Source organism: Pirellulales bacterium, from assembly GCA_035939775.1.
Lineage (GTDB): Bacteria > Planctomycetota > Planctomycetia > Pirellulales > DATAWG01 > DASZFO01.
The window spans coordinates 13,338-36,103 of record DASZFO010000110.1 but is presented as its reverse complement, the minus strand read 5'-3'; the positions used below and the strand labels follow the sequence as shown (position 1 = coordinate 36,103).

The window sequence follows — 22,766 nt, the reverse complement described above, 5'->3', positions numbered from 1 at the left end:
CATCCGCCGCAATCTGTTGCTACTGGCGGGAGTTTCTTATCTATTGAGTCCGAAGCGGCGCGTTGCCGCATCTTGTCTCATTCTTTCTTTCCTAGGAGGTGGATTATGTCCACGCGTAACGTCAAGCGAGGGTTTACCCTCGTCGAGCTGCTGGTGGTGATCGCCATCATCGGCATCCTGATCGCCCTGCTGTTGCCCGCCATTCAGGCGGCGCGCGAGGCGGCCAACCGCAATTCGTGCTTGAACAAGTTGCGGCAGATCGGTTTGGCCCTGAGCAATTTCGAGAGCGGCAAGAAGCAGTTTCCCCTGGCCAGCATGAGCAAGATTCCCACGTTCAATCCGCTCAAGTCGCTCCCGGCCAGCAAGTCGGCCGCCACCGTGGCCGGTTATAGCTGGATTGTTTCCATCCTGCCCCAGCTCGAAGAGAATAACCTCTACTCGGCCATTTCCCAGAACTCGAGCCGCTTTACCGACACGAACGGTCCCTTCGACCCGCCGATTGTTAACGGCAACGCGACCTATCAGCACGTCTCGTGCGTGACGCTGCCGGCATTCGTCTGCCCCTCGTGGGCGGGCGACGGTTACACGAATTCGAACACGACCATTGATATCGGCACCGCCGGCGGCGCTCCCGCCAACTACGGTGCTCCGGAATATGCAAACATCGATTCGAACCAGCCCGGCACCGGCCAGAACGCCTACAAGGGCAAGGTCGCCCCGACGAACTACAAGGCGATGCTCGGCACCCACATCAACAACAAGGTGATCAAGGAGAACGGCGGCTTCGCCTTGACCGCCGCCAGCGGCTTGACCTACGGAGCTTTCGCCGACGGCACCTCGAAGACCATCCTCGTCGCCGAGACGAAGGAATCGGGCTACGCCTCTTGGTACGACGGCACCATGTGCTGGCTGGTGGGGAACGACCCGAACGCGGTTGCTCCAGGGACCGGCAACGCCCCGATCAACAACGTGGACACCGCTCCTTGGACCACGCCGAATATCGCCATCAACAAGGGCTATAATCCGTCGATCCCCTCGGGTGGCGCCATTCCCAACGTGCCCTATTTGGCGAAGGCCAAGGTCCCGACGGCGATCACGCTGCAGAACGATGAATGGTGGGGACCGTCGAGCGACCACGGCAGCGGCATCGTCAGCCATGTGTTCGCCGATATCCACACCCAAGGCATCACCGACCAATGCGACGGGCAAACCTACCTCGGCCTGGTCACCCGCAACGGCTCGGAAGCGATCGACGATACGAAGATCAACTAGTGCGTTGCCGACGCTGCCAGCGTCGGTTGTGTGGCACTGGCCAGCGAAGTCGGCCAGTGCCCGCCATGAGTGCAATGTATCTTGAACCCATCGCTGCCCCGGAGTTCGCTCCGGGGCAGTTTTTTTTGCGCCGCGTTCCTACGCCAAAGGCGTTGCGCCCTCCAGCCCAAGGGTTGGCCGCACCAGCGGCCTACCCTGGGTCCGCGATCACGTCAAACTCTTTTTCCTACCCCAATGGAGTTGCGCCGAAGTGGCGCGCGGCGCGGGCGCAACCCCCTTGGGGTCGACGTAGCGATTTGCTTCGGTGTCCCAGGGTAGCCCGCCGGCGGCGGAAAACCCTTGGGCTGGAGGACGTAGCCCCGTTGGGGCAAAGGCTACGTGGCGTAAGCCGCACGCATACGTTCGCAATTCAGACTCCCGTCTCCGCGCTGCCGCCTGCCTCCTGCTTCTCCGGTCTTGCTTCAAACTGCGGGGGAGCGTAAAATCAGAGGGTTCTATGACGGATGCTGGCCAGCATCTGAACGGTTCGCCGTTAATCGGCGTGCGCGCAGGGGATCATACCAGTCGGGCACGGACCTGCCCCCCGGAGTTACCGGGCAAGGGGGAATCGACACCGTGGCGCTTTCCGAAATTGATCGCAACCTACTGGCTCGTTGCCTGGCCCGAAAGCCTCGTGCTTGGGAAGATTTCGTCGATCGGTTCATGGGCTTGGTGATCCATGTGATCAACCACTCCGCCCAATCGCGCTCGATCCGGCTTTCGTCTGAAGACCGCGAAGATCTCTGTGCCGAGGTGTTTCTGGCTTTGGTGCGCGACGATTTTGCCGTGCTCCGCCATTTTCGCGGTGAGAGCAGCTTGGCGACGTATCTGACGGTCGTCAGCCGGCGGGCGGTGGTGCATCACCTGCTCAAGCGCAAATCGGCCTCGCGGCTGAACGATACCGCCGTCGACGCGAACCACGGCCTTGACTCCAATCACGGCGGGGCCTCGAATCACGGCGGCGCTTCGGATGAAATCGAGCGGCTTCACGATCGCGAGGAAATCGCCCGCCTGATGCAAGAACTCGAGCGGCCCGAGGCCGACGTGGTGCGAATGTACCACCTCGAAGGGAAGACGTATCAAGAGATCAGTTCGCTGGTCGGGATGCCGGAAAACAGCATCGGCCCGACCCTCTCGCGGGCCCGCCAAAAGATGCGCCGAGCGGGGGTCGATCCGGCGATCGGGTAGTGCGAGCGGCGGGTGGCACTGGCAAGCGCAGTCTGCCAGTGCCGGGCCCCCACCCCAATTAACGACCTAATGGATTGCCGCACCTCGACAGGGTTGGGTCCGGCCGACGTTGCATGGAGATTCAGCACTGGCCGACGCTGCTGGCCAGTGCCACCGCTCGGCTGGCCCCGGCACTGGCCGACTGCGCTGGCGAGTGCTACCCCGTCGCGGCGGACGGCACGCGGAGTGTGCGTGCTACGTAGTAGGCACGCTCCGTGTGCCGTAACCCCACGTCACGGATAGGGCGCGAAGCGCGGGCTGCGATAGCCGGTTGGCGTCGCCGGAGTTGAGCCCTGCGGCGGAGCATAGCCGGAGGTCGGCGGCGCCGATGGTTGCCAGGCGGGCACGGACGACGGCGGACCGAACTGTGCGCCGGGCAAAGGCGTCGGGCCTGGCTGCGGCGCGAATCCACTGGGCTGCGGCGCGAATCCGCCCGGCTGGGCAAGGATGTTCGGGTCGGCCAGGTTCATGTCGGGAAAGCCGGCATATTCCGGCTTGATCCAATACTGGGCGTTCTGCGGCCCGAGCGCGTTCACCTGCAAATCGGCGATGTCGATCTTCATCGTCAACTGAGCGCCCGGGTAGTCGATCTCGATGTGCCGTGGCAGGATCGCGCCGGTCACGGGATCGCGGCGATGCGCACTGGTGCGCGCGGAGGCGACGAGTTGTCCGCGAACATCGTACAGGTCTTGCTCGAGCACGATCGCGCGAGCCGGATCGACGACCGTGATCTTCGTCAACTCGCCGACCGAGCTGTGCCGAACGGAGCGAATCTGTACGCGGCCGCTCCCCACCGGCGTCGGTCCCTGCGGCAGGTCGGCCGGATCGAACCGCACTAGCCCTAGCGCCTCGACGATCCACTCCGGCTCGACCGGCATGAGCCGGCGGGCGGCGCTGCCGGCGAACTGATCGTGCCGGCAGTAATACAGCGCCGGCGGCTGGCTCTGCTTGATCCAGAGCCAGAACAGCTCGTCGTTGCTCCCCAGATCGACCACCGGGCCAATCAGTGCGATGCTCGCTCGCAATCGGAATCGCAACGGCGGCTCGAGCGCCAAACTCACGGGAAGCGTAGGAGCGCCCGGCAGCGAAATCGTCGCCTGGGTCGCCAAGAGCGACTGAACTCGGGCTGTGTTGTCGTTCACGGCGGCGGTGAGCTGATCGAGAGTGGCGGTGTCGGGGAGCGTGACCGGCAGAATCTCGCCACCAGTCCGCATCCAGGGGCAGGCTGAGCCGCTGGCGGTGAAGAGCAAGAGCAGCGTCGCGAGGGTAATCGCCGGTTTTGGGAGAATGCCGAATGACGAATGACGAATGTCTAAGGAATGACGAAGCACTAATGACGAATCGCGAGCGGCGCGTGGCCGTTTCCCCATTCGGTCATTCGTCATTAGGCATTCTTTAGACATTCGTCATTCGACATTCGTCATTTTGATCGTTGCTGAAGTCACGCGGCGGCGCGAAACAACAGGTGGGCCAGCGTCTGCTGGATTTCGCCGGCCCGTGCGGCGTCGGGCAGGACGACCGGCACCTTGTAATCCGTTTCGCGCCGCGGGCAATAGACGAGCAGCGTTTCGCGCTGCTGCTCGTCCTTCTCGGTCTCTTCCAGACGCAGCACGCGACGGCGGATGAGCAATAGTGCGAGCACGTAGCGCATGTCGGCCCGATCCGGCTGGTCGGCCAGCTCGTCGAACAGATCGAGCATCACGTCGTTCGGCGCCCACTGCGACTTCTTCGTCTCGGCGGTGGGCACCTGCGACTTCCACCAGCCGAGCGCATCGGCGGGCGGACCCTGCCAGGCTTCGACCGAATAGTCGTGCCGCACCACCTTCGCGCCCGACGGGATCAGCGCGGAATAGAACGTCTCTCCCGGCGCGAGTTCTCGGCCGGAGACGATGCAGCATCGGGTGAAGCGTTGAACGTCGAAGTCCAAGAACGGGGCTCGGGACTGGGGGCTCGGGACTCGAGAGGAGGGCACGCAGACGCGGAACCGCACGGAGCGGATCATTCGGGTTGCGGATGGTACGCGAAACGCGAAATCCGCTCAATATGCGCTGGGGCGGCGGACCGCAGGTCCGCGTGCTTCTCTCTGGCCCCTAGCCTCCGGCCTCTGGTCTCTAGTGGGCCGTGAAAAACCGGGCGTCGGTGCCGCCGGGGCCGATCTTGATTTCGACCTTTTTGAGGCATCGCGGGCAGTGGCCCAGATAGGCCGTTTTCTCGCGATTCAGCGAGATATGGGCGTAGACGCCGCAGCAGGCGAAGTGAATGCCGACGTACGGCCGCCGCCGGCGAGTGCTTTCACCCGCTTCTCGCGATGCGTCGCTCGATAGATCGAGATTCTCGCCCGCCACGGTCAAACTCCGCAGATCGCTCAAGTTCCTTTTCTTACTATTCGATCGACGGCCGCAACAATAATTAGCCTCAACACCCATCCGCCGCAATAGAAGCCAAAGCCCGCGGAGATTGCCTATAATGCCAATGCGAGCAAATCCAAAATCCAAAATCGCAAATCCAAAATCGAAGAATCCGCACCCTTTACCACGGAGCATCCCATGAAAGTCCTCGTTGTCCTACTCGTAGCGTCGTGCGTCTTTGGCGCTGTCTGGAATGCCCGCGTACAGGGGGCGGTTGCCAAGCCGGCCGGCGCGCCGTCGCCACTGGTCGAGGGAAACAATCAGTTCGCGATCGACTTGTATCGACTTCTGTCGGCCGAATCGAGCGGCGACGTGTTCGTTTCGCCGGAGAGCATTTCGCTCGCCGTGGCGATGACGTACGCCGGCGCCCGCGGTCAAACGGCCGAACAAATGGCCCAGACGATGCACTTCACTCAACCGGCCGAGCAGCTTAATGCCTCGTTCGCGACGATCCTCAAACAGTTGAACTCCGGGGGCGCCAAGCACGAGTACCAACTCAGCATCGCCAACCGGCTCTGGGCGCAGCAGGGCTACAAGTTTCTCGACGCGTTTCTGACGGTCACGCGCGAGCAGTTCGGCGCGGAGCTGGCCCAAGTGGATTTCGCGCGGCAGACCGAAGCGGCGCGGCAGACGATCAACGCTTGGGTCGAGAAGCAAACCAACGACAAGATCAAGGACCTCATTCCCGCCAGCGCGGTCGGCGCCGACACGCGGCTGGTCCTCACCAACGCGATCTATTTCAAGGGAGATTGGCAGACGCCGTTCGGGAAGGAAGCCACTTCCGCCCAACCGTTCCACGTTTCAGCCGCGAAGACGGCCGATGTGCAGATGATGCACCATCAATCGAGCTTCGGCTACCAGCGGCTCACCGACCTGCAAGTCCTCGCGATGCCGTACAAGGGACGCGACTTGGCGATGATCGTGCTTCTGCCGGCGAAGGTCGATGGCCTGGCCGACTTGGAAAAGTCGCTCTCGTCGGAAAACCTTCGGAAATGGATCGGCGGGCTGAAGAATCAATCCGTCGTGGTGTCGATGCCCAAATACAAGGTCACGCGCGAGGTCGAGTTGTCGCATGTCCTCTCGGCGATGGGCATGCCGCTGGCGTTCACGCCCGGCAGCGCAGATTTCTCGGGCATGAACGGCGGCAACGACCTGTTCATCTCGGCCGTGATCCACAAAGCGTACGTCGAGGTGGACGAAAAGGGGACCGAGGCGGCCGCGGCGACGGGCATCGTCGCCGGGGTGATGGCGATGCCGGTTCGCCGCGAGCCGGAGCGATTCGTCGCCGATCATCCGTTCATCTTCCTGATCCGCGACACGAATTCCGGCAGCATCCTGTTCCTCGGGCGGTACACGGGACCGACGACGAATTGACGAGGTCGCGCGAACGATCGCCTGCCTCCGGCAATGATGGACCGGGATTTCGGATGCGATATTGTCTTTTGTTTTGAGTTGAAATGGCTTGTGGCGCCTATTGACTCGCCAATTTGGCGCCGGCAAGATGGCGGAATGGAATCGCGCGAAAACCAGCTTGAGAAGTGCCTTCGTCGCTTATTGGACACGACGGAACTAAACATGGACGATATGGAAGATGAGACGCGACTGGCGATTGACGAGGCTTTGGCGCTTCTCGCAATCGACCCCGACAATCAAAACCGGAATGTCGATGTATGAGACACTCCACGCGTCCACTCTGTCGGCGGATCGAACCCGACGTTGCAACCCGACCCGTGCTGGGGATGATCAGACCCATATCGCCAAAATGCGGGGCGGTACGTCGGCCGATGATGAATTGACGAGGTCGCACGTATCATCGGTCGAATCTCGCGAGCGATGCCACGCTCGCGGCTGCTGCTATTCGGCCGCCATGTCGCGGTGATGCTGGCCAAGTCCGATATGCCAAACGACATAAAGACGCAATTCCTCGCCGATTTGTTATCACGGTTTCCGTCGGCGAAAAAGTTGCCGGACAGCCAATCGCTGTACGATCTCGGTGGCGGGAACGGCCGCGTATATATTCGGTATTCAAAAGTTCATCCTGGGCGAAGGACATTCTACGGCCTTCGCAAGACCGACCTGTTGCAACTTGAGGGACATAATTCAACGATCTGTTTTCTTTGGGATGGTCAGAGCGAACCCCTGCTCGTGCCGTTCGCGGATTTTGAAGACGTGTTTCAGACCGTGGCTCCTGCCGACGACGGTCAATTCAAGGCCCAAGTTTATCTACAACCCGAAGGCGCGGAGTTGTATCTCGTCAAGGCAGGGCGGTTTAATGTCGAGAGCTATTTCGGTTGGAATGAACTTAGCAGTCGCGCAAGTCAGGAAGCCTCGGCTGCGGCACTTCAGCTTTCGCACTCGCAAGTTCAAACGCTCTTGGGCGCAATCGGCACGCGCAAGGGCAACGACATCTGGGTGCCCGCAAGCGACCGCGCGAAGCTTGACTGGGGCCTTGCGAGCCCATTCGCAATTCGCGGTGAGTTGCCTGCAATCTCGACGCCGATTGCCGACGTTCTTTGCGAAGTCGACGTTATTTGGATGAAGCGCGGCTCCGGCGACATTGCGGCGCTCTTCGAGGTCGAGCATTCGACTCCGGTATATTCAGGTCTTTTGCGATTCAATGACTTTCACCTCACGCTCCCGACGATACGCCCGAGATTCTCAGTTGTCTCCAATGATGCGCGGCGATCACTGTTTGTGCGTCAGGTCAATCGGCCGACTTTCCGGACCAGCGGCCTTGCCGAGCTATGCACGTTTCTTGAGTACGCCAATGTTTTTGACTGGTGGAGGCGCCTCGCCGGTGACGGGGCAGCAGACACAGATTAGACAATCGACTTCGTTTCCGCTGAATTGCTCGCGTACATGGGAGGATTTCGATGCGACTCGCTGGCACCTATTCGTTCAAGCATGGGAAAGAAGAGATCGCCCGTCGTTACCCGGACCTATTGTCGGAGGTGAATCACGCGGTCGCGCGCGTGGCCGCATCCGAGCATCGCAAGGGTAGTGGCGACGGCAGCGCGCCGTCCCAACGCAATCCGTACGATCCGCAATCATTGAGTCGGTCGCTCAAGAAGGAGTTTGATTCGTTTTCCGATTGGAAGACCGTTCGCGTCGCATGCGATGCTCCAAACGGCGGTGCATTTCGTGAATTCGAGTTTGTAAAGAGAAAACTGGCGGTGGAAGTCCAATTTAAAACCGACGTCCATATGATCTGTAGCATGTGCGCAAAGATGACAATCTTCCACAAACTCGGCTATATCGACTGCGGAGTCGAAATCGTTCCGGTCAAAGCGTTCTCGCAGGAAATGTCGACTGGCGTCTCCTATTTCGAGCAGTTCGTTTGGGATTTGGACACGCGAGGGGTCGCCGACATCGACATCCCAGTTCTGATTCTAGGGGTTGATTGCTAGAACGAGGGTGACAACCGCGCGAATCGTCCTTCGCATCGCCGATGTCGATCAACTGCCGCCCGCGCTGCCCACCAGCGCAAATGCCCTGAACTGCCGCATTGGCACTCTAATTTCAGGGCAACTGGCATAGCATAAGGCGGCGGGTTTTCCTATGATTCCGCCGCTTTTTCAGGTTTTGGCCCGTGGTGAAGCTGTCAAGGAGAGAGGTTGTGAGCTGGCTCAAACCGATGATGCTGATGGTTGTGCTGGGCGCGATCTTGTACGGCGTGTACGTCGTGCTCAACAAAGGTCCGGCGCCCGAGCCGCCGGCCGGCGCGGGCCGGGATTGGACCAAGCCGGTCGGTATACAACCTGGCGAAGCTGACGACTCACGAGTCGGTCAGTCGCCGATGACCATGTCTCGTCCCGGCGAGCGGACGGACGCGGCCGGATCGGATCCCTACGGCCGGCCGAACTCCGACGCTTCCGCTGCCGCGGATTCCAGAGGCGAATTCGCCGCGCCGGCTGTCTCGCAAGCGCCGGCGCGATACCCGTCGAAACCCTCAGCGGGCGATCCTTTCCACCAGGGGGACGCGTCGAGGAACGAGGCGCCGCGAAACGACGCGGCAGGCGCGCCGGCAGGACCGTTCTCGCAACAGCCGCCCGATCCGGCTGCGGTCTTCACGCCGCGCGGCGACCCGATGAAGGCCCCTGCCCCGGCGCAAGAATCGTTCGCCGCTGCGCTCGAGAGCGCGAAGGGGATGCTCAACGACGGCAAACTCGTCGAATCGCTTCGCAAGTTGACCAAGTGGTACAACAGCCCGCAGCTCAGCCCCGAAGACTCTCGACAGCTCAACGAATTGCTGAGCCAGCTCGCGGGCACGGTGGTCTATTCGCGCCAGCACCTCCTGCAACCGGCGTACAAGATACAGGCGGGCGATCGGCTCGAGACGATCGCCGCACAGTATAAGGTCCCGTGGCAGCTCTTGGCGAAGATCAACGGGATCGACGATCCAAACCGGCTGGTTCCGGGGGATGAATTGAAAGTGGTCCGCGGCCCGTTCACGGCGATTGTCGATCTCGAAAAGAGGCAGCTTACGTTGATCGTCGAAGATTGCTACGCGGGGCGATTCAGCCTGGTCGCGGTCGGCGAAATGGCTCGCAGCTTGGACGGAAACTTCGAGGTGGGCGAGAAATCGCTCGATGGCCGGTCGGGCGGCAACGGCGCCGCCAGCCGCGCAGCCAATTCGCCGATCCATCATTGGATCGGACTGGGGAACAACATGGGGATCGTCGGCACCTCCGACGCGGCCTCGATCCACCCGGCCGGGCTGAACCTCAACAGCCGCGATGCCGAGGATGTCTACGACATCCTATCGATGGGCTCCCGCGTCGTGGTGAGGCGCTAAGAGCACATAACTAAGTGCCTATCCGAATACCGCCTGCGGAGAGGGGGACAGTCCCCGGCGGAATTCGGATAGGCTCTAAACCGGCTGAGAGAAGGGGACAGTCCCCGTTTCGCTCCGCCGACCATCGTGACGATGGTGCCCGCACAAAAGGGAGACAGTCCCCGCCGGATTTGTTAGGCGTTCCTAGAGTTCTTTGCTGCATTTCTTGCAGCGCTTGCGTTGCGGGTGCAAGAGGGCGTGGCATTTCGGGCAGCGGCGCCGCTTGAGGCCCTTGGCCCGTTCGGTGCGAGGACGGGTGCGCATCGTCGATCTCCCAAAAAGTGTTTCCCGATAAGCTTTCGACCTGTGTCTTACCCTTTCGCTCCCCTCGAAGCAAGCCGTAATATAAGCTGAGTGCAGTTCCCGTTTTCGTCCTTCGTCCTTCGTACTTCGAATTTGTTTCGTGCCCGATCAACCTGCCATTCCGGTGCGTCGCCTGCGGCCGTTTCGCAGCGCGTTGCTCAGCGGCCTCGGCGTGCTGTTGCCGCCGTTGTTGACGATCGTGATCCTTGTCTGGATTTGGCAGACCGTGAAGGGTTACGTCCTCGAGCCGGTGACGACGGAAACTCGGAATCTGCTGGCGCTCAAGCTGGCCGACGTGCGGGATGAGCTGCCCGGCGCCAAGCCGGGGGATGAGCCGGGCGTGTTCGTCTTGGATTCGACGTCATACCGCCAGCTTGAAAACGGCCAGTTCATTCCGCTAGCCGTCTACACCACGGTGCTCAAGGGGCTCGGCTCGGCGACTCCGCCGACGAGCGGCGGCGAGTTTTATCGCCGCTATGTCGAGATCGTTTATCTACGGCCGGTGTTCGTCGTGCCGATCTTTCTGATCGTGTTCGTCGCGGTGATGTATGTGCTCGGCAGCCTATTCGCGGCCGGCGTGGGGCGAGTATTCTGGGATCATTTCGAGTATGGCATCACGCAGCTTCCGGTCGTCCGCAGCGTGTACGGCGCCGCCAAACAAGTGACCGACTACATGTTCACGGAGAAGGAACTGGAGTTCAAACGGGTGATCGCCTTCGAGCACCCTTCGCGGGGACAATGGCAGATCGGCTTCGTCGCCAGCGAAGGGCTGCGCGAGGTCCGCGAGCTGGCCGGCGAACCGGTGCTCGCCGTGCTGGTGCACGTGAACCCCGTTCCCGTGAGCGGCTACGTTCGCCTCGTGCCCAAGAGCCAGGTGCTCGATCTCGACATGACGGTCGATCAAGCGGTGCACTATATCATCAGCTTTGGCGTGGTGCTCCCGCCGCAGCAGATACCAGGGAAACCGAAAGCGGCGATCGACGAATCGCGCGTGTAGAACGCCTAACCAATCCGGCGGGGACTGTCCCCCTTTTGCGAGGGCACCATCGCCGCGATGGTCGGCGCAGCAAAACGGGGGCTGTCCCCTTCTCCCCGCCGGATCGGTTAGCCGTTCTTCGGCTGGGTTGCGGGGCGTTAGTCGCCAAGTTTGTCGCGGGCTTCGTCGAGGCGCTTGCGGGCCTCGTCGAGTTGATCGGCCGCTCGCTTCAACTCGCCGGCGTTGGGCGCCGAGCCGGTGTTCTTCCTCAGCTTCTCGGTCGCCTCGGCGATCCGCTTCTGCGCCTCGGCGATCGCGCGCGCGGCTTGTCTTTGCGCCTCGGTGTTTTGCGCGGCTGGAGGAGCGAATCCGGGCGGAAGAGCACCGGGTGGGAAGAGGCCGCCAATCTGGATTGGAATCGCCTGAGCTTGGATCTGGATGCCGGGACCATTCATATACTTCTCGTAAAGCTTATGTGCCTCGGGGAATTTCTTCTTCAGCTCGTCGGCATCCTTGGCCTTGAACGTGTCGGTCTTTTCTTGCCCATTGACCTTCTCCGTCACCTTGACCTCGATCCCGTTTTGGTCTTCCTCGATGTGGGTGCGCTTGCCGTTTTCGTTCACATCGGAGACGCGATGGGCGTTGGCCCCGTTGGCTTGAATGCGAAACACCTGCATTCCGCCAGCGGGAATCGCGCCGCCGGGCATGATCTGGATGTTTCCGCCGAAGCCGCCGCCGAAACCGCCGAAGCCGCGAACGACGGCCGGGTTTGCCATCGGTGGATTGGCCGCGGGGGGCGGGGCGAGCGCTTGCTTAGCCGGAGCGGCCGCGGCGCTTTCGCTCTTCGCCAGCCGCTCGAGCACGTCTTTGGCCGCATCATGGGTTTCTTTGTCGGCGGATTGCGACAGCCGGTGGAGGATATTGATCGCCTGCATCGTCACCTCAAGACTCCTGCCGACGGAGGCCTCGGCGACCGGCTCGATCGCCGGCTTCCCGGTCTGATAGAGCATCTCGGCCGCGGTCTGACGAGTGGCGAAGGTGTCGCTATCGAGGTCCTTGATCCACTGCCCAATCTCGGCCCGCGATGGCTGCGACTTGGCCGCGTCTTTCTTTTCCGTCGGCGGGGCGTCGTCGGCGCGGGTGAGCGAAAGCGCGCCAAAGGCGGCAATACTCGCGATTACGACGCCTATCCACGTCGGATTCCGGTTTGGAGCCAGCATGGTCAGCCTCCTCTTCGGCTTGATCTCAAAACTATCGCATAGCGAGAACTCTTATCTGATTTTCCCTCTTAGACGAATGCGAATCAAGACGTGAAAACTGGCTCTGGCATCGGGTTTTCGCCGACGCTGGCAGCGTCGGCCACGGCGTGCATCGCACGACCTACCTTCGGACATAAGCTGCCAGCCTTTGGCCCGAGTACAAATCCAAATCCGGACGATCCCCGATGATCGTGAACAACTGGCGGATTTGCTTCAGCCCGTCGGCGATCGTGAACTGCGAAACTCGGCCGAGGCTCTTCGCGCCCAGAACGTAAAAATCCGGCTCCGCGGTCACGAGCGCTGCCGGTTCTTGCTCCGCAAACCAGCGAGTCGGCGCCGCCGTTGCCGGATCCTCGGCCACTTGCAATTCGGCATAAATCTGGCCGTTCGGGCGGAATCCAACGTTCCCCACGATCCGGTCCACCTCCATCTCGACGGCTTGCCGGCCGGCGAGGCGAACTTGAAACGGATGGCCGCTGCCATGCCACGTGATCTGCTCGACCGCGGTGCCGGGCAAAAACGACAGATGTCCGATCTCGCCGCCGATCAACTGATTCGCGGAGCAAGCCAAACGATCGCGCTCGATCCACGGATCGCCGGCGATCCGGCGAATCGGACCGCCATCAGCCTCGCTGTCGCGCCGCACCACCCAGGTCACTCTGGTGTATGGCGCTTCGTGTCCTAATCGGGCCAGCGCGACAACCGCCGCCGCCGCCGAGTGGCCGGCGCCAACGACCAGCGTATGATGATGCGCATAATGCTCGCGATCGCGCCCCAAGATATCTGGCAGGCCGTACTCGATGTGGGGCGCGGCGGCCGATTCGCCGATCGCCGGAAGGCCACCTTGTCCTAGCCAATTGTGCTGACAAAAAACGCCAGTCGCGTCGATCACCACGTCGGCCGTGGCGAATCGATCGCCGAGCGGCTCGCCGGCCGCGCCGTGCGATCGCAGCAGCAAGCGAAAATCGGCCTCCGCGCGCTCCTCGCCCGAGAGGTCTCCCTTGAGCAAAGCGCCGCGCCCGACTGTCACGATCTCGCTCCGCTCGTGAAGACAATCGGCCAGCAGATCGGATAGCGCGAGCGGCACGAGATAGCGCTCGACCAACTCGCGGGCAGCCAAGAGCGCGTCGGCAGCGGGCGGCTTCCAATCGGTGTCTTGTGCCGCCAGAGCGGCTACGCCGAGCGGAGAGGAGTTTGCGGAAAACGGCGTAAACAGCCGGACGTGCCCCCATTGCCGCAGATGCTCCGCGACCCGGCCGCGCTCGTAAAGATCGACGTCGTAGCCCAAGTATCGAGCGTAGAGCGCCGCTTCCAGCCCGATCGGCCCGGCCCCCAGGATCGCGATTCGGGCAGGCGTGTCAACGGCCATGCGCCAACTCTCTTTCCGCCCGGAAAGGATGCAAATCGACGGCCGGCTCTTGCCCTTGAATCAACTGGGCCATCACCACGGCGGTCGCCGGCGAGAGAATCAGCCCGCTGCGGAAATGTCCCGCGGCCACATAGGCATTATCCAAGCCCGGCAAGCGCCCCAAATAGGGCAGTCCGTCACCGCTGGCAGGTCGCAAGCCGGCCCAACAGCGCTCGAAATCGGCCTCACGGAGGGCGGGAACCCAAGCCATCGCCAAATCGAGCAGATCGCGAATCACGGCCGACGTGGTCTGCCGATTGAAGCCGACGTCTTCGAGCGTCGAGCCGACCAGAATCCGCCCGTCGTCGCGCGGGACGAAATAATGCGGCCCGACGTAAACGATCCGCTTCAGGATCATATCGGGCATCGAGAGCAACACGATCTGCCCGCGGATCGGCTTAACGGCGACCGGAATCCCCAGCCGTGCCAACAGTAGGCCGCTCCAGCAGCCGCTGGTGATGCAAAACCGATCGGCCACAAGCTGCCCGTGGCGCGTTCGCACGGCGCGCATTCGCCCGCCATCACAGTCGAATTCCTCGACCTCCGCCCCGGCCGTGATCTCGACTCCGCGAGCGGCGCAGGCGGAGGTGAGGGCTTGCAAAAAGCGCGGATTGCGGATTTGCACTTCATCGGGGAGCAACAGGGCCGAGCGGAGCAAGCCACTCTCGGCGGCCTCGGCCAGCGCCGGCTCCAACTCGCTGACTGCCGCGGGGGATAGCGACTCGACGGCAACCCCGTCTTGCCGCCAGATCGCCGCTTGCCGCTGGAGTTCGGCGACCGCGGCATCACTGTCTGCCAGTTGGAATCCGCCGCACCGCTGATAGCCGTAGTTGATTTCCGTCTCTTCGAGGAGCCGTCCGGCCCAATCGGCGTGGAGCCGCATGCTCAGCGCCGTCAGCCGTTCGAGCGGAGTGAGATCGGGCCGGCTCGGCGCTGGGGGCATGATTCCGGCGGCCGCCCACGAGGCCTCGCGGCCGGGGAGTTGCCGATCCACCACGCGGACCTTCATCCCGCGTCGCGCCAATTCGTAGGCCAGCGAAAGTCCAATTACGCCGCCGCCGACAATCAGGCAATCGTGCATGGTGCGGCGGAGCCGCAGCGGCCAGGGGCTGGGGACTAGGGGCTGGGGGCTGGAGAAGAACGCCGCCGATGGCGGTTGTTTTTCCCGTCCCTTTTCCCGAGTCCCCAGCCCCCAGTCCCCAGCCCCCAATCCCCTCCTAGGCGTTCAACTTGATTGTCGGATCGTCGGCCACGTTGACCCAGACGTGGACGTGCGGCGCGCCGCGGAAATACCAGACGAAGGCCGGCCCTTCGAGCCGCCAGCAATCCCAGACCTGGTCGTCGCCGATGTCTCCTTCGCGATAAAAGGCCAGCGAGCATTTATCGAGCCCGCCCTGGACCTTCAGGCAGCGCAAGGCGTCGTCTTGATCGCTCTGGCGATAATGCTCGACCAACTTGCCGAGCACTTTCTGCAGCTCTTCCTTCTGGTCGCTCGAAAGCTCGGTGACCGGCACACCAGGATACTGGCCGTCGGGACCGCGGAAGCCGGCGGCCTCTTCCTTGGGCAGCTTCTCGACCAGCGCCAGTTTGCGATGCCGCTCGTCGAGCATCCCGTAGACCTTATTGGCGGCCAGAGCCTGATACCAGTAAACGTTGCCCGGATGGTCCGCCTTTTCGTTGAACCCTTGTGCGGCATGGCCGTAAAAGATCGGCCCGCCGAAGGCTACGTGATCGGCCGAATGCCCGTCGCAGCGGATCGTCATGTGGCGGCCGGTCATCACGAACTCGAACTTGTCAACGCCCGGATGCCCGAAGATGGCGATGCTCTGCTGCTCGCCGTAGCCGTGGGCGTCGTCTTCGATTTGCTTGTCCACCCGCTTGATCCAGTCGGGATTGAGGATCCCTTCGTAGACCTCGCGGATCATCTGTTTTTGATCTTTGGTGTAAAACTCGGAATTGATCATCGTGGGAGTGATATTCCAGTTGTTCGACACGCGAGTTCGCAGCAGGCCGCGGTTCTTCGCCCCCGGCAATTTGTCCATGTAATCCCAATCAAAGCAGATTTTGCCCTTTTGGCTTTCACTGAGCGAATCGTAAAGCTGCTTGACGATCGACTCCGGTTTTTGCGAAATGCTAGGAACCGACCCAGCAGTTTCGCCGGCAAGCACGTGCACCGGCAACGAGCCGATGGCGGCGCCGACTGCACCCGCCGCGACCGCAACACCGGCAGAGCGCATGAATTCCCGGCGATTGAACCATTCGGTTTCCGCGTCACAATCGGGACAGGGGCGATTCGTTTGGGCTTTAGACATGGCAATAGCCTCCCTGACGGGTCAAGAGTTCATCGAACCAGCGCCGCGCGTGGCACATCGGCCGCAACGGCGGCCAAAGCACCCGTTATTAAACACCACGGCAAGGCAGGCCGCAATGCGGGGGCTCAAGCTAAACCGGACAGCTCGACGACTTCACAACGTCCAAGCAGTCCAGTCAATGTCGATGCGCGTGAAGAGACGGCCGGCGGCCTCGGCGATTCCAGGATAAACCCGCTCGAATCCGCGCGCCAACGATGATGGGCTAATGCCCGAACCTTCGCAAAAGACAACGGATTCGTCGACGTCGGCGGAAACGATCGCGGCTGTCGGCCGGGCTTTGGTCAACGCGTCGATCGCTTCATTCGTCTTAGCGCTTGACGGCACGATAATCAAAGTGCGTCGGTCATATCCGCATTGCAGCAAATCGACGTCCGCCCTGGCGAGCGTTTGCTGCGCGTCCGCTTGCAATGCGGGGTTCGGGGCGCTTCCAAATGTTCGCAACAATAGGGGCTCCGACCCTCCCAGTTCTTTCGGAGTTGCCGCCTGTTGGCAACATTGCAGCATTTGACGAACGCCATCGGCTGACGCCAAAGACAATTGCTTCGCGATCGACCACAGCCCGTCGTCGACGGCTTGATCCGCGCCGTGTTTTGTCGTCACGCAGTAAACCAGATCGAATGGCCGATTGCGCGACTCCAACTGCTGCAAACCGCTTGACTCTCCTTGTGGCCCCTGATTGCCAAATACGGAGACGAACTGCAGCTCGGTGAGCAAAGCGTAAGTATTTGCGACCGAGAATGGCGAAGCGCTGGTGTTTCCCAGGCAGGTGCAAATCAGCACGCCTTGAACCTGGGCTCGGAGTCCTGAAGCCTGCGTGCGAGACCGTACGGCGTTTGCCAGGTCGATGGCCATGCCGCCGCCCGTGCCGCCCCCCATGCCCAACAACAACACGACGCTAATTTCCGTCGGCTCTTGTTGATCGACATCGTCGGTGTGGATCGCCGCCAATCCCTCCACTTTTCGATCGATGAGGGACAATGCCTTGTCAACATGATCGACCAACGCAAGTCGGCCAAGTGGGCGATAGCCTCGTGTTTCCAGCGAACGCGGAATGTTGTAAAGCCAGCGATGGCTCAACCATTCGAAACTGCCTCGTCCCTCGTCGCGATACTCTTGGGGCAGTTTTAACGACAAGTAGAGTGCGTCGGTCGCTGGAAGTGGGTTGGTCCAATTCGCCGAGCACGCATCCTTAAGTTCTGCGCGATCCGTGTCAATCGCGATCATTTCCACGGCCGAAGATCGTTGCGACGCGTCTGCGCGACGAGCCAGCAAGTCGCGAAGCCGGCAAAGAATTCGAATGCCAACCCCGCCGACGGCGATATACAGCGTTGGCTGCGTCGTTTTCACCGCCGAAGCAACCACGGGGGCCGCGAAGTCGACGATTTTTTCCCGGGGCCGCACCTCGGCTGCGAATCTTAGTTCCGCTTTGGTGTCAATCGTACCGTGCGGTTGCACTTCGGTCGGCTGCGTGGCCGTCGCGGCGCTCGCGGAGGACCTCGACGGCAATACGGGGTCGGAACCTCGCGGCACCGTCGCGATTGGCGGGCAAAACCTATCGTGACCGCGAATCCCAGTTCGTTCATTCGATTGGCTTGTGGCCGCGGCCGGAGTGGCGGATCGATCGACCGCTTCGACCAACGCCTTCACGAATGCACGACACGATGGAAATCGCTCGGCAGGATTCTTGGCCAAAGCTTGAGCTACCGCTGGCCGGTCGCTCTCGGCAAGCGCCGCCAATTGCGGCTGGGATCGCAAATGTTGATTGGCAAGCTGCGCAGCCGTTCGCCCGGGGAAGGGCAAGACGCCGGTCAGCATTTCCTGATAAACGATCGCCAGGCTGTATTGATCGCTATGCGGCGACGGCGCATCGTCGAACATTTCCGGCGAAGAGTAGGTGGGAGTCATGCCCGCCACCATGGAGTTTTGGGTGCGCGCCGCCAACTCTTTCACCAATCCGAAATCGGCGACCTTCACGTGATCGCCCGAGATCAGCAAATTCGCCGGTTTGATGTCGAGATGTTGCAAGCTATGCCGCTGGGCCAGGTAGTCTAGAGCTTCGGCCGTGTCGGCCATGAACCGCAACAGCTCGTCACGGGGAATGCCCGGCAACCCTTGAGCGCGGCACTGCTGGGCGCGCTGTTCCAGGCTCATATCGGCAAGTTCGGTCAAGATGGCGAGCCGGCCGTCGACCACTTCGAATCGTTCGAGCGACAGCACGAACGGATGACGGACGTCCTTGATCCGCTCCATCGCCTTCATTTCTTGCGCCGCCAGTTGATCGTCGTAGTAGCCGTAGACGATTTTGACGGCCTTGTCGATTCCGCCGGGAGCGCGCGCGCGCCAAACTTCGGCGTAGCCACCGGAGCCTAGCCGTTCCGTCAGCAGATAGCCCGGAAAGACCTCTTCACGAGGTTGAATGCTGGTGGTCATGACAATCCCAATCCGACCCTACCAGTTGCGGTCTCCTCGCGAGCCGGCAAGGGCCACTACGTTGCGGCGGTCAGCGTTTTCGTGCGCCGTCATCGTCTGCACGGCAAACTCGTAACCGAGTTGTCGGCATTGAGCAATCGTTCTCTGGCAGGCGCACTGCGGAAGAACCGCCTTGATGCCGAGCTGCTCGCAGGTCGAAAGCACCAGTTCCAACCGACGCAGAGGTTGGCTGCTTGCCGTCACGCCCTTCAACATCGTGTCGGACAAGACCAAATAATCCGGCGCGCACGATTCGAGTTCCAACACTTGACCCGTGCTGCCTTGAAAATTGACGAAGCCCAGCAATAGTTCCGCTCTGCGAACCTCGCGATAAACGTCGTCGAGCGCCGTGGGATCGAGAATGCCCGGCAACGAGATCGTAACTCCCAGCTCGCAATCGAGCGGGATCCGATCTCGCAGTGGCTCTAAATCGGAAAACAGTTGCTCCGGCGATTCGAAATCGGCGACGTCGGCGGCCACAAAAATGCGGTTCGCCGTGGGTTGAGCTTGGGCCAATTCGATCGCGCGGCGTCGAGAAAGCTCTCGATAATGTCTGCCCAGGGCATGAACTGCGTGGAAGTGCATTTCGGGATGGGCGAAGCTCGCCGTCTCCGCCAATTGTGCGAAACAGGCTTCGACCTCGCCACTTCCTAGCGAAACGACCATCGCCAATTGCAGTGAAATCGCCTGCCAAAGCGTGGCTTCCGTCAACGCGCGCATGATGGCGATTTCGGACGGCAAGAGCGCAGGCGGTCTGCTCGACTCCCGCGGTAGAATCGGCTGCGTCGCCATTCTCTGGAACGGTGTGACCGACGAGGCGACAAACGTCAACTCGGTTTCCGCAATCGCTAGAATATCCCCGTCGGATAAGAACGATTCTCGCACCAACTTACCGTTCACTTGCGTGCCATTGGTGCTGCCCAAATCGCGAATGGTCCAGATGTTTCCTCGTTGATAAAGTTGGGCATGTTCGCGCGAAACCTGGACTGAATCGATCCTGAGATCGGAGGTTTCGCATCGCCCAATTCTGAACGGACTATGCTCGATCGTAACGCGGTGCAGCTCGCTGCTTCCGTCCTGAAAGAACTCGAGGCGCGGAGCCGACGGCGGACTGCTGGAAAGGGAAATTGGCGGCACGACTAGACCGATGAAGTTGGCGAGGCGGTGGGGAACTCCACGTTGGTTCGTCCCCGAATCGTTGTTCAGCAAGATTAGCGCGAGGCCAGTTTCCCGGTCGCTCGAGCGGAGGCGTGGAACGCCTCAATCCAACTCTAGCACTCGGCGCGAGTTCCGGCGCAATTCTACGGCGGTTTCCGGCGGACGAGACCGTCCCATGCTAAAGTTGAAAGCGGACCAAACGGCCAAACCGGGGCATCTGAATAGGTAAATCCATGTCGAATCCTGCGCGCCCCTTGAGAATTGTGATCGTTTCCCCCGATACAGGCGTTCTGCACGACTTATCTTGGATGCTGACCGCCGTCGGCTACACGGTTGTAACGAGCAAAGACGTCGGTGAAAGCGCGGCATGGCGGCAATTCGGTGAAACCGACTTTGTCCTTTTCGACGGACGTTCGATATCCGGTCCCACGCAAGCCACGCTTGCGCACCGCTCGGACAACCCGGTTTATCGGATTTTCCTGTACGACCCGGCGGCGTCCATGGATTTGACGGCTTGGTTTGCCGCCGGCGCGAACGATGCCTTGCGCGTTCCGGTCAGTCGAGGCGAACTGTTGGCCCGAATTCGAGCCGGCGCCCGAATTCTTGAGTTCGAAAACCGAATGCGGTCCCAATCTTCCAGAAGCCGGCTGCCCGGAATGTATTCCGTGCGTGGTCTTTTGCGCAAGCTGAGCAAGTTTGCAACCGAAGGAAAATCAGTCACCTTGGGACACACTTTGATCACCACGTCGATTGATTTCTTCGCGGGACTTTGTCGCGAGGAGGGTGAATCCGCCGCACGGAGCCTGCTCGCGGCGCTGGCAAAGTCGATTCAACACAACGCGAGCGGCCAGGCGATTGCGGCTTACATCGACGACGGAACTTTCCAGGTTTTGTTGCCGGGCCGAACGGCGGCCGCGGCCCGCGTCATTGCCGAGCAAGTCGCTCATGGTTTTCGTGCCGCTCAGGTCGATCGCGAATCGCGCGCTCGGCTATCAGTGACCACGGCGATCGTGCCGTGGCGGGTCGGCGTCAGCTCCGAACAACTCTTGGAGCAGGGGCAAGAAACGTTGTCGATCGCCAAGCAATCGGGCGGCGACTGCGCCATTGAACAAAACGAGTTTGCGCAAGAGCTATCAAGTTGGCAGAACGAACTCGCCGCTGGCAGCCCGTTTGCGAACGTAATCGCGCAAGACATCATGGAGCCGTTTCCCGCGGTGCTCGATCGCGATTCAGCGAATCAGGCGATGCTCGCCGCTCTGCGGCGCAGTGGGGCGCCCGTGTGGCCGTTCGTCGATCGCGAAGGTCGATTGGTCGGCGTTGCCTCGCCGGCGCCGGCGACCGACGCATTCGCCGCGTGGGAACCGAACTCCAAGGGAGGCGAAGCCCTCACCCAACCCGTCACCATCGCACACAATGCGGCGTTTCCCGAGATCTACGAAGCGTTTTCGACCCAAGGCTGCCTGATCATGGTCGTCGTGGCCGAACATCGCCCCATCGGATATCTCACCTGCAGCGGGTTCTTATCGCTCATCGAGCCGATCAATTCGGCTACTTTCTCGAGCGACGAACCGTCCCTGGACGATTCTCGAAGCCTCCTCGTCGGCTCGCTGGTCAACGAGTTCGAGCTAGCGTCTGGCACCGATCAATAGCAGTTTCACTTGCCTGCTCGGGGACTGCTCGCTCGGTCTGGTCGCCCCGCAACGCGGTGAAATAGTTGCGGACCGCGTAGTCGAGATGCTGCTCGTTGACGGTCGGATCCGTTTCATTGTATTCGCAATAATGCTGGATTTGCTCGAGCAAATCGCGAGCATGGCAGCGTCGCAAGGGGCGCGAACAGGCCGCGTAGTGCTTGCGAATGAGGTAATCCACCATCTCCGGCGGGCAGTCGATGTGCTGTTTGTTTGCCACCAATTGCCAGAGCATGTGAAACTCTTCGTTGGTCGGAGCCCCGATCTCGATTTTGAAAGGGATGCGGCGCAGGAACGCATCGTCGGCGAGCTTATCCGGTTCAAGATTTGTCGAGAAAATGATCAGTTGCTCGAACGGCACCTCGATCTTCTTGCCATTGGCGAGCGTCAGGTAGTCGACCTGGTTTTCGAGCGGCACGATCCAGCGGTTCAATAGCTCGTCGGGGTTCACGCGCTGACGCCCAAAGTCGTCGATCAAGAGGCAGCCGCAGTTGCTCTTAAGTTGCAGCGACGCTTCGCTGACGTTTGAAACTGCGTTGTGTTTCAACTCCAAGTTATCCATCGTCAATTCGCCGCCGACCACGACCGTCGGCCGTTGGATTCGGACCCAACGACGATCGAATTCGGCGTTCCTCAGCAAGCTCTCCGTCGCCGAACGGACCTGCTGATGACATGCGCCATCGAACTGCTTGATGATCTGGCCGTCTTCGACGATCGCGTGAGGGACGAAGATCGTTTGCCCGAAACAACGGGTAATTCGCTGAGCAATGGTCGTTTTTCCGTTTCCCGGAGGGCCATAGATGAACATTCCTTTGCCCGCATTGATCGCCGGCCCAAGTTGGCCCAAAAGTTCTGGCGAAACAAGAATGTCGGAGAACGCCGTTTCCAAATGCTTGCGACGCGGCTTTTCGCTGCGAATGTTTTGGGCCCGAACCGAGTTGACATAATCTTCCAGCGGCACCGGCGCCGGACCGGCGTAAGCACATTCATGAATCGCGCGCAGCGCCCTGTCGCGACCTTGGTCGGTCAATCGGTACACGTGGTCGCCTAGCATGCCCGAGCTGACGGGCGAAATCTCCTGCCGAGTCCGCATTGCCGCATAACGATTTTCGAGCACGACCAACGGCAAGCAAAGATGGTCGGCAATTGCCCGACCGCTCGCCGCGCCTTTTCCTGAGAGGTATTTCAATGCCAGATCTTCGATCAGCGTCGCACTCAGTCCACTATCTTCCTCGGAGCGAGGTTCTTGAGGGCGAAATCCATCATCGAGCTTCAACGCCGCCAACAGCGATTCGGCGTGCTCAAGGGTGTCGGTTGCCATATTGAATTGGGGATTAGAGGTCGGAGCGCATT

The 22,766-nt window shown here is 61.1% G+C and carries 19 protein-coding genes; 9 read left to right on the top strand and 10 right to left on the bottom strand.

Annotated elements, in window-relative coordinates; translation table 11 throughout:
• Positions 1-105: 105 nt before the first annotated feature.
• Together VGY55_07005 and VGY55_07000 are read left to right on the top strand one after the other, a co-directional pair.
• Positions 106-1,272, top strand: coding sequence for a DUF1559 domain-containing protein (locus VGY55_07005; protein HEV2969721.1), 1,167 nt, complete (start codon positions 106-108; stop codon positions 1,270-1,272).
• Between the two features lie 615 nt (positions 1,273-1,887).
• Positions 1,888-2,499: a sigma-70 family RNA polymerase sigma factor gene (locus VGY55_07000; protein ID HEV2969720.1), complete on the top strand. Its 612-nt coding sequence runs from the start codon at positions 1,888-1,890 to the stop codon at positions 2,497-2,499.
• Between the two features lie 272 nt (positions 2,500-2,771).
• Here the strand turns inward: VGY55_07000 and VGY55_06995 are convergent, their stop codons facing one another.
• From VGY55_06995 to VGY55_06985, 3 genes are all read right to left on the bottom strand, one after another.
• A complete protein-coding gene (locus tag VGY55_06995) occupies positions 2,772-3,869 on the bottom strand; it encodes a hypothetical protein (GenBank protein HEV2969719.1) in 1,098 nt (365 codons plus the stop codon).
• A 110-nt stretch (positions 3,870-3,979) separates the two neighbouring features.
• Positions 3,980-4,465, bottom strand: coding sequence for a hypothetical protein (locus tag VGY55_06990; protein HEV2969718.1), 486 nt, complete (start codon positions 4,463-4,465; stop codon positions 3,980-3,982).
• A 184-nt stretch (positions 4,466-4,649) separates the two neighbouring features.
• On the bottom strand, positions 4,650-4,907 hold the full coding sequence (locus VGY55_06985; GenBank protein HEV2969717.1) for a hypothetical protein: 258 nt from the start codon (positions 4,905-4,907) through the stop codon (positions 4,650-4,652).
• A gap of 177 nt (positions 4,908-5,084) precedes the next feature.
• On the opposite strand from VGY55_06985, the gene VGY55_06980 reads away from it, so the two are divergent.
• The 6 genes from VGY55_06980 to VGY55_06955 all read left to right on the top strand — a co-directional run bounded on the left by VGY55_06980 (position 5,085) and on the right by VGY55_06955 (position 11,080).
• Entirely contained in the window at positions 5,085-6,320 is a 1,236-nt protein-coding gene (locus VGY55_06980) for a serpin family protein (GenBank protein HEV2969716.1), read from the top strand.
• 135 nt (positions 6,321-6,455) lie between these two features.
• Positions 6,456-6,620 carry a hypothetical protein gene (locus VGY55_06975; GenBank protein HEV2969715.1) on the top strand — a complete coding sequence of 55 codons (165 nt, stop codon included), beginning with the start codon at positions 6,456-6,458 and terminating at the stop codon, positions 6,618-6,620.
• 159 nt (positions 6,621-6,779) lie between these two features.
• The gene (locus tag VGY55_06970; GenBank protein ID HEV2969714.1) at positions 6,780-7,769 is read left to right on the top strand and encodes a hypothetical protein; all 990 of its coding nucleotides are present in this window, start codon (positions 6,780-6,782) and stop codon (positions 7,767-7,769) included.
• Positions 7,770-7,819: 50 nt separating this feature from the next.
• A complete protein-coding gene (locus tag VGY55_06965) occupies positions 7,820-8,353 on the top strand; it encodes a BglII/BstYI family type II restriction endonuclease (protein ID HEV2969713.1) in 534 nt (177 codons plus the stop codon).
• A gap of 209 nt (positions 8,354-8,562) precedes the next feature.
• The gene (locus VGY55_06960; protein HEV2969712.1) at positions 8,563-9,741 is read left to right on the top strand and encodes a LysM peptidoglycan-binding domain-containing protein; all 1,179 of its coding nucleotides are present in this window, start codon (positions 8,563-8,565) and stop codon (positions 9,739-9,741) included.
• A gap of 442 nt (positions 9,742-10,183) precedes the next feature.
• Entirely contained in the window at positions 10,184-11,080 is an 897-nt protein-coding gene (locus VGY55_06955; GenBank protein HEV2969711.1) for a DUF502 domain-containing protein, read from the top strand.
• Between the two features lie 137 nt (positions 11,081-11,217).
• Here VGY55_06955 and VGY55_06950 read toward each other — a convergent pair whose 3' ends face one another.
• The 6 genes from VGY55_06950 to VGY55_06925 form a co-directional block, all read right to left on the bottom strand.
• Complete coding sequence (locus tag VGY55_06950; protein ID HEV2969710.1) at positions 11,218-12,279, bottom strand: hypothetical protein; 1,062 nt, start codon at positions 12,277-12,279, stop codon at positions 11,218-11,220.
• 160 nt (positions 12,280-12,439) lie between these two features.
• Positions 12,440-13,687, bottom strand: coding sequence for a hypothetical protein (locus tag VGY55_06945; protein HEV2969709.1), 1,248 nt, complete (start codon positions 13,685-13,687; stop codon positions 12,440-12,442).
• Complete coding sequence (thiO, locus tag VGY55_06940; protein ID HEV2969708.1) at positions 13,677-14,936, bottom strand: glycine oxidase ThiO; 1,260 nt, start codon at positions 14,934-14,936, stop codon at positions 13,677-13,679. The genes VGY55_06945 and thiO overlap by 11 nt, the downstream gene beginning before the upstream one ends.
• A gap of 7 nt (positions 14,937-14,943) precedes the next feature.
• Positions 14,944-16,038: a DUF3500 domain-containing protein gene (locus tag VGY55_06935; protein ID HEV2969707.1), complete on the bottom strand. Its 1,095-nt coding sequence runs from the start codon at positions 16,036-16,038 to the stop codon at positions 14,944-14,946.
• A gap of 153 nt (positions 16,039-16,191) precedes the next feature.
• Positions 16,192-18,528: a tubulin-like doman-containing protein gene (locus tag VGY55_06930; protein ID HEV2969706.1), complete on the bottom strand. Its 2,337-nt coding sequence runs from the start codon at positions 18,526-18,528 to the stop codon at positions 16,192-16,194.
• 18 nt (positions 18,529-18,546) lie between these two features.
• Entirely contained in the window at positions 18,547-19,704 is a 1,158-nt protein-coding gene (locus tag VGY55_06925; GenBank protein ID HEV2969705.1) for an FHA domain-containing protein, read from the bottom strand.
• A 254-nt stretch (positions 19,705-19,958) separates the two neighbouring features.
• On the opposite strand from VGY55_06925, the gene VGY55_06920 reads away from it, so the two are divergent.
• Positions 19,959-21,374, top strand: coding sequence for a diguanylate cyclase (locus VGY55_06920; GenBank protein ID HEV2969704.1), 1,416 nt, complete (start codon positions 19,959-19,961; stop codon positions 21,372-21,374).
• Here VGY55_06920 and VGY55_06915 read toward each other — a convergent pair.
• Positions 21,337-22,734, bottom strand: coding sequence for an AAA family ATPase (locus VGY55_06915; protein ID HEV2969703.1), 1,398 nt, complete (start codon positions 22,732-22,734; stop codon positions 21,337-21,339). The two genes, VGY55_06920 and VGY55_06915, sit on opposite strands and share 38 nt — an antisense overlap.
• Positions 22,735-22,766 lie beyond the last annotated feature (32 nt).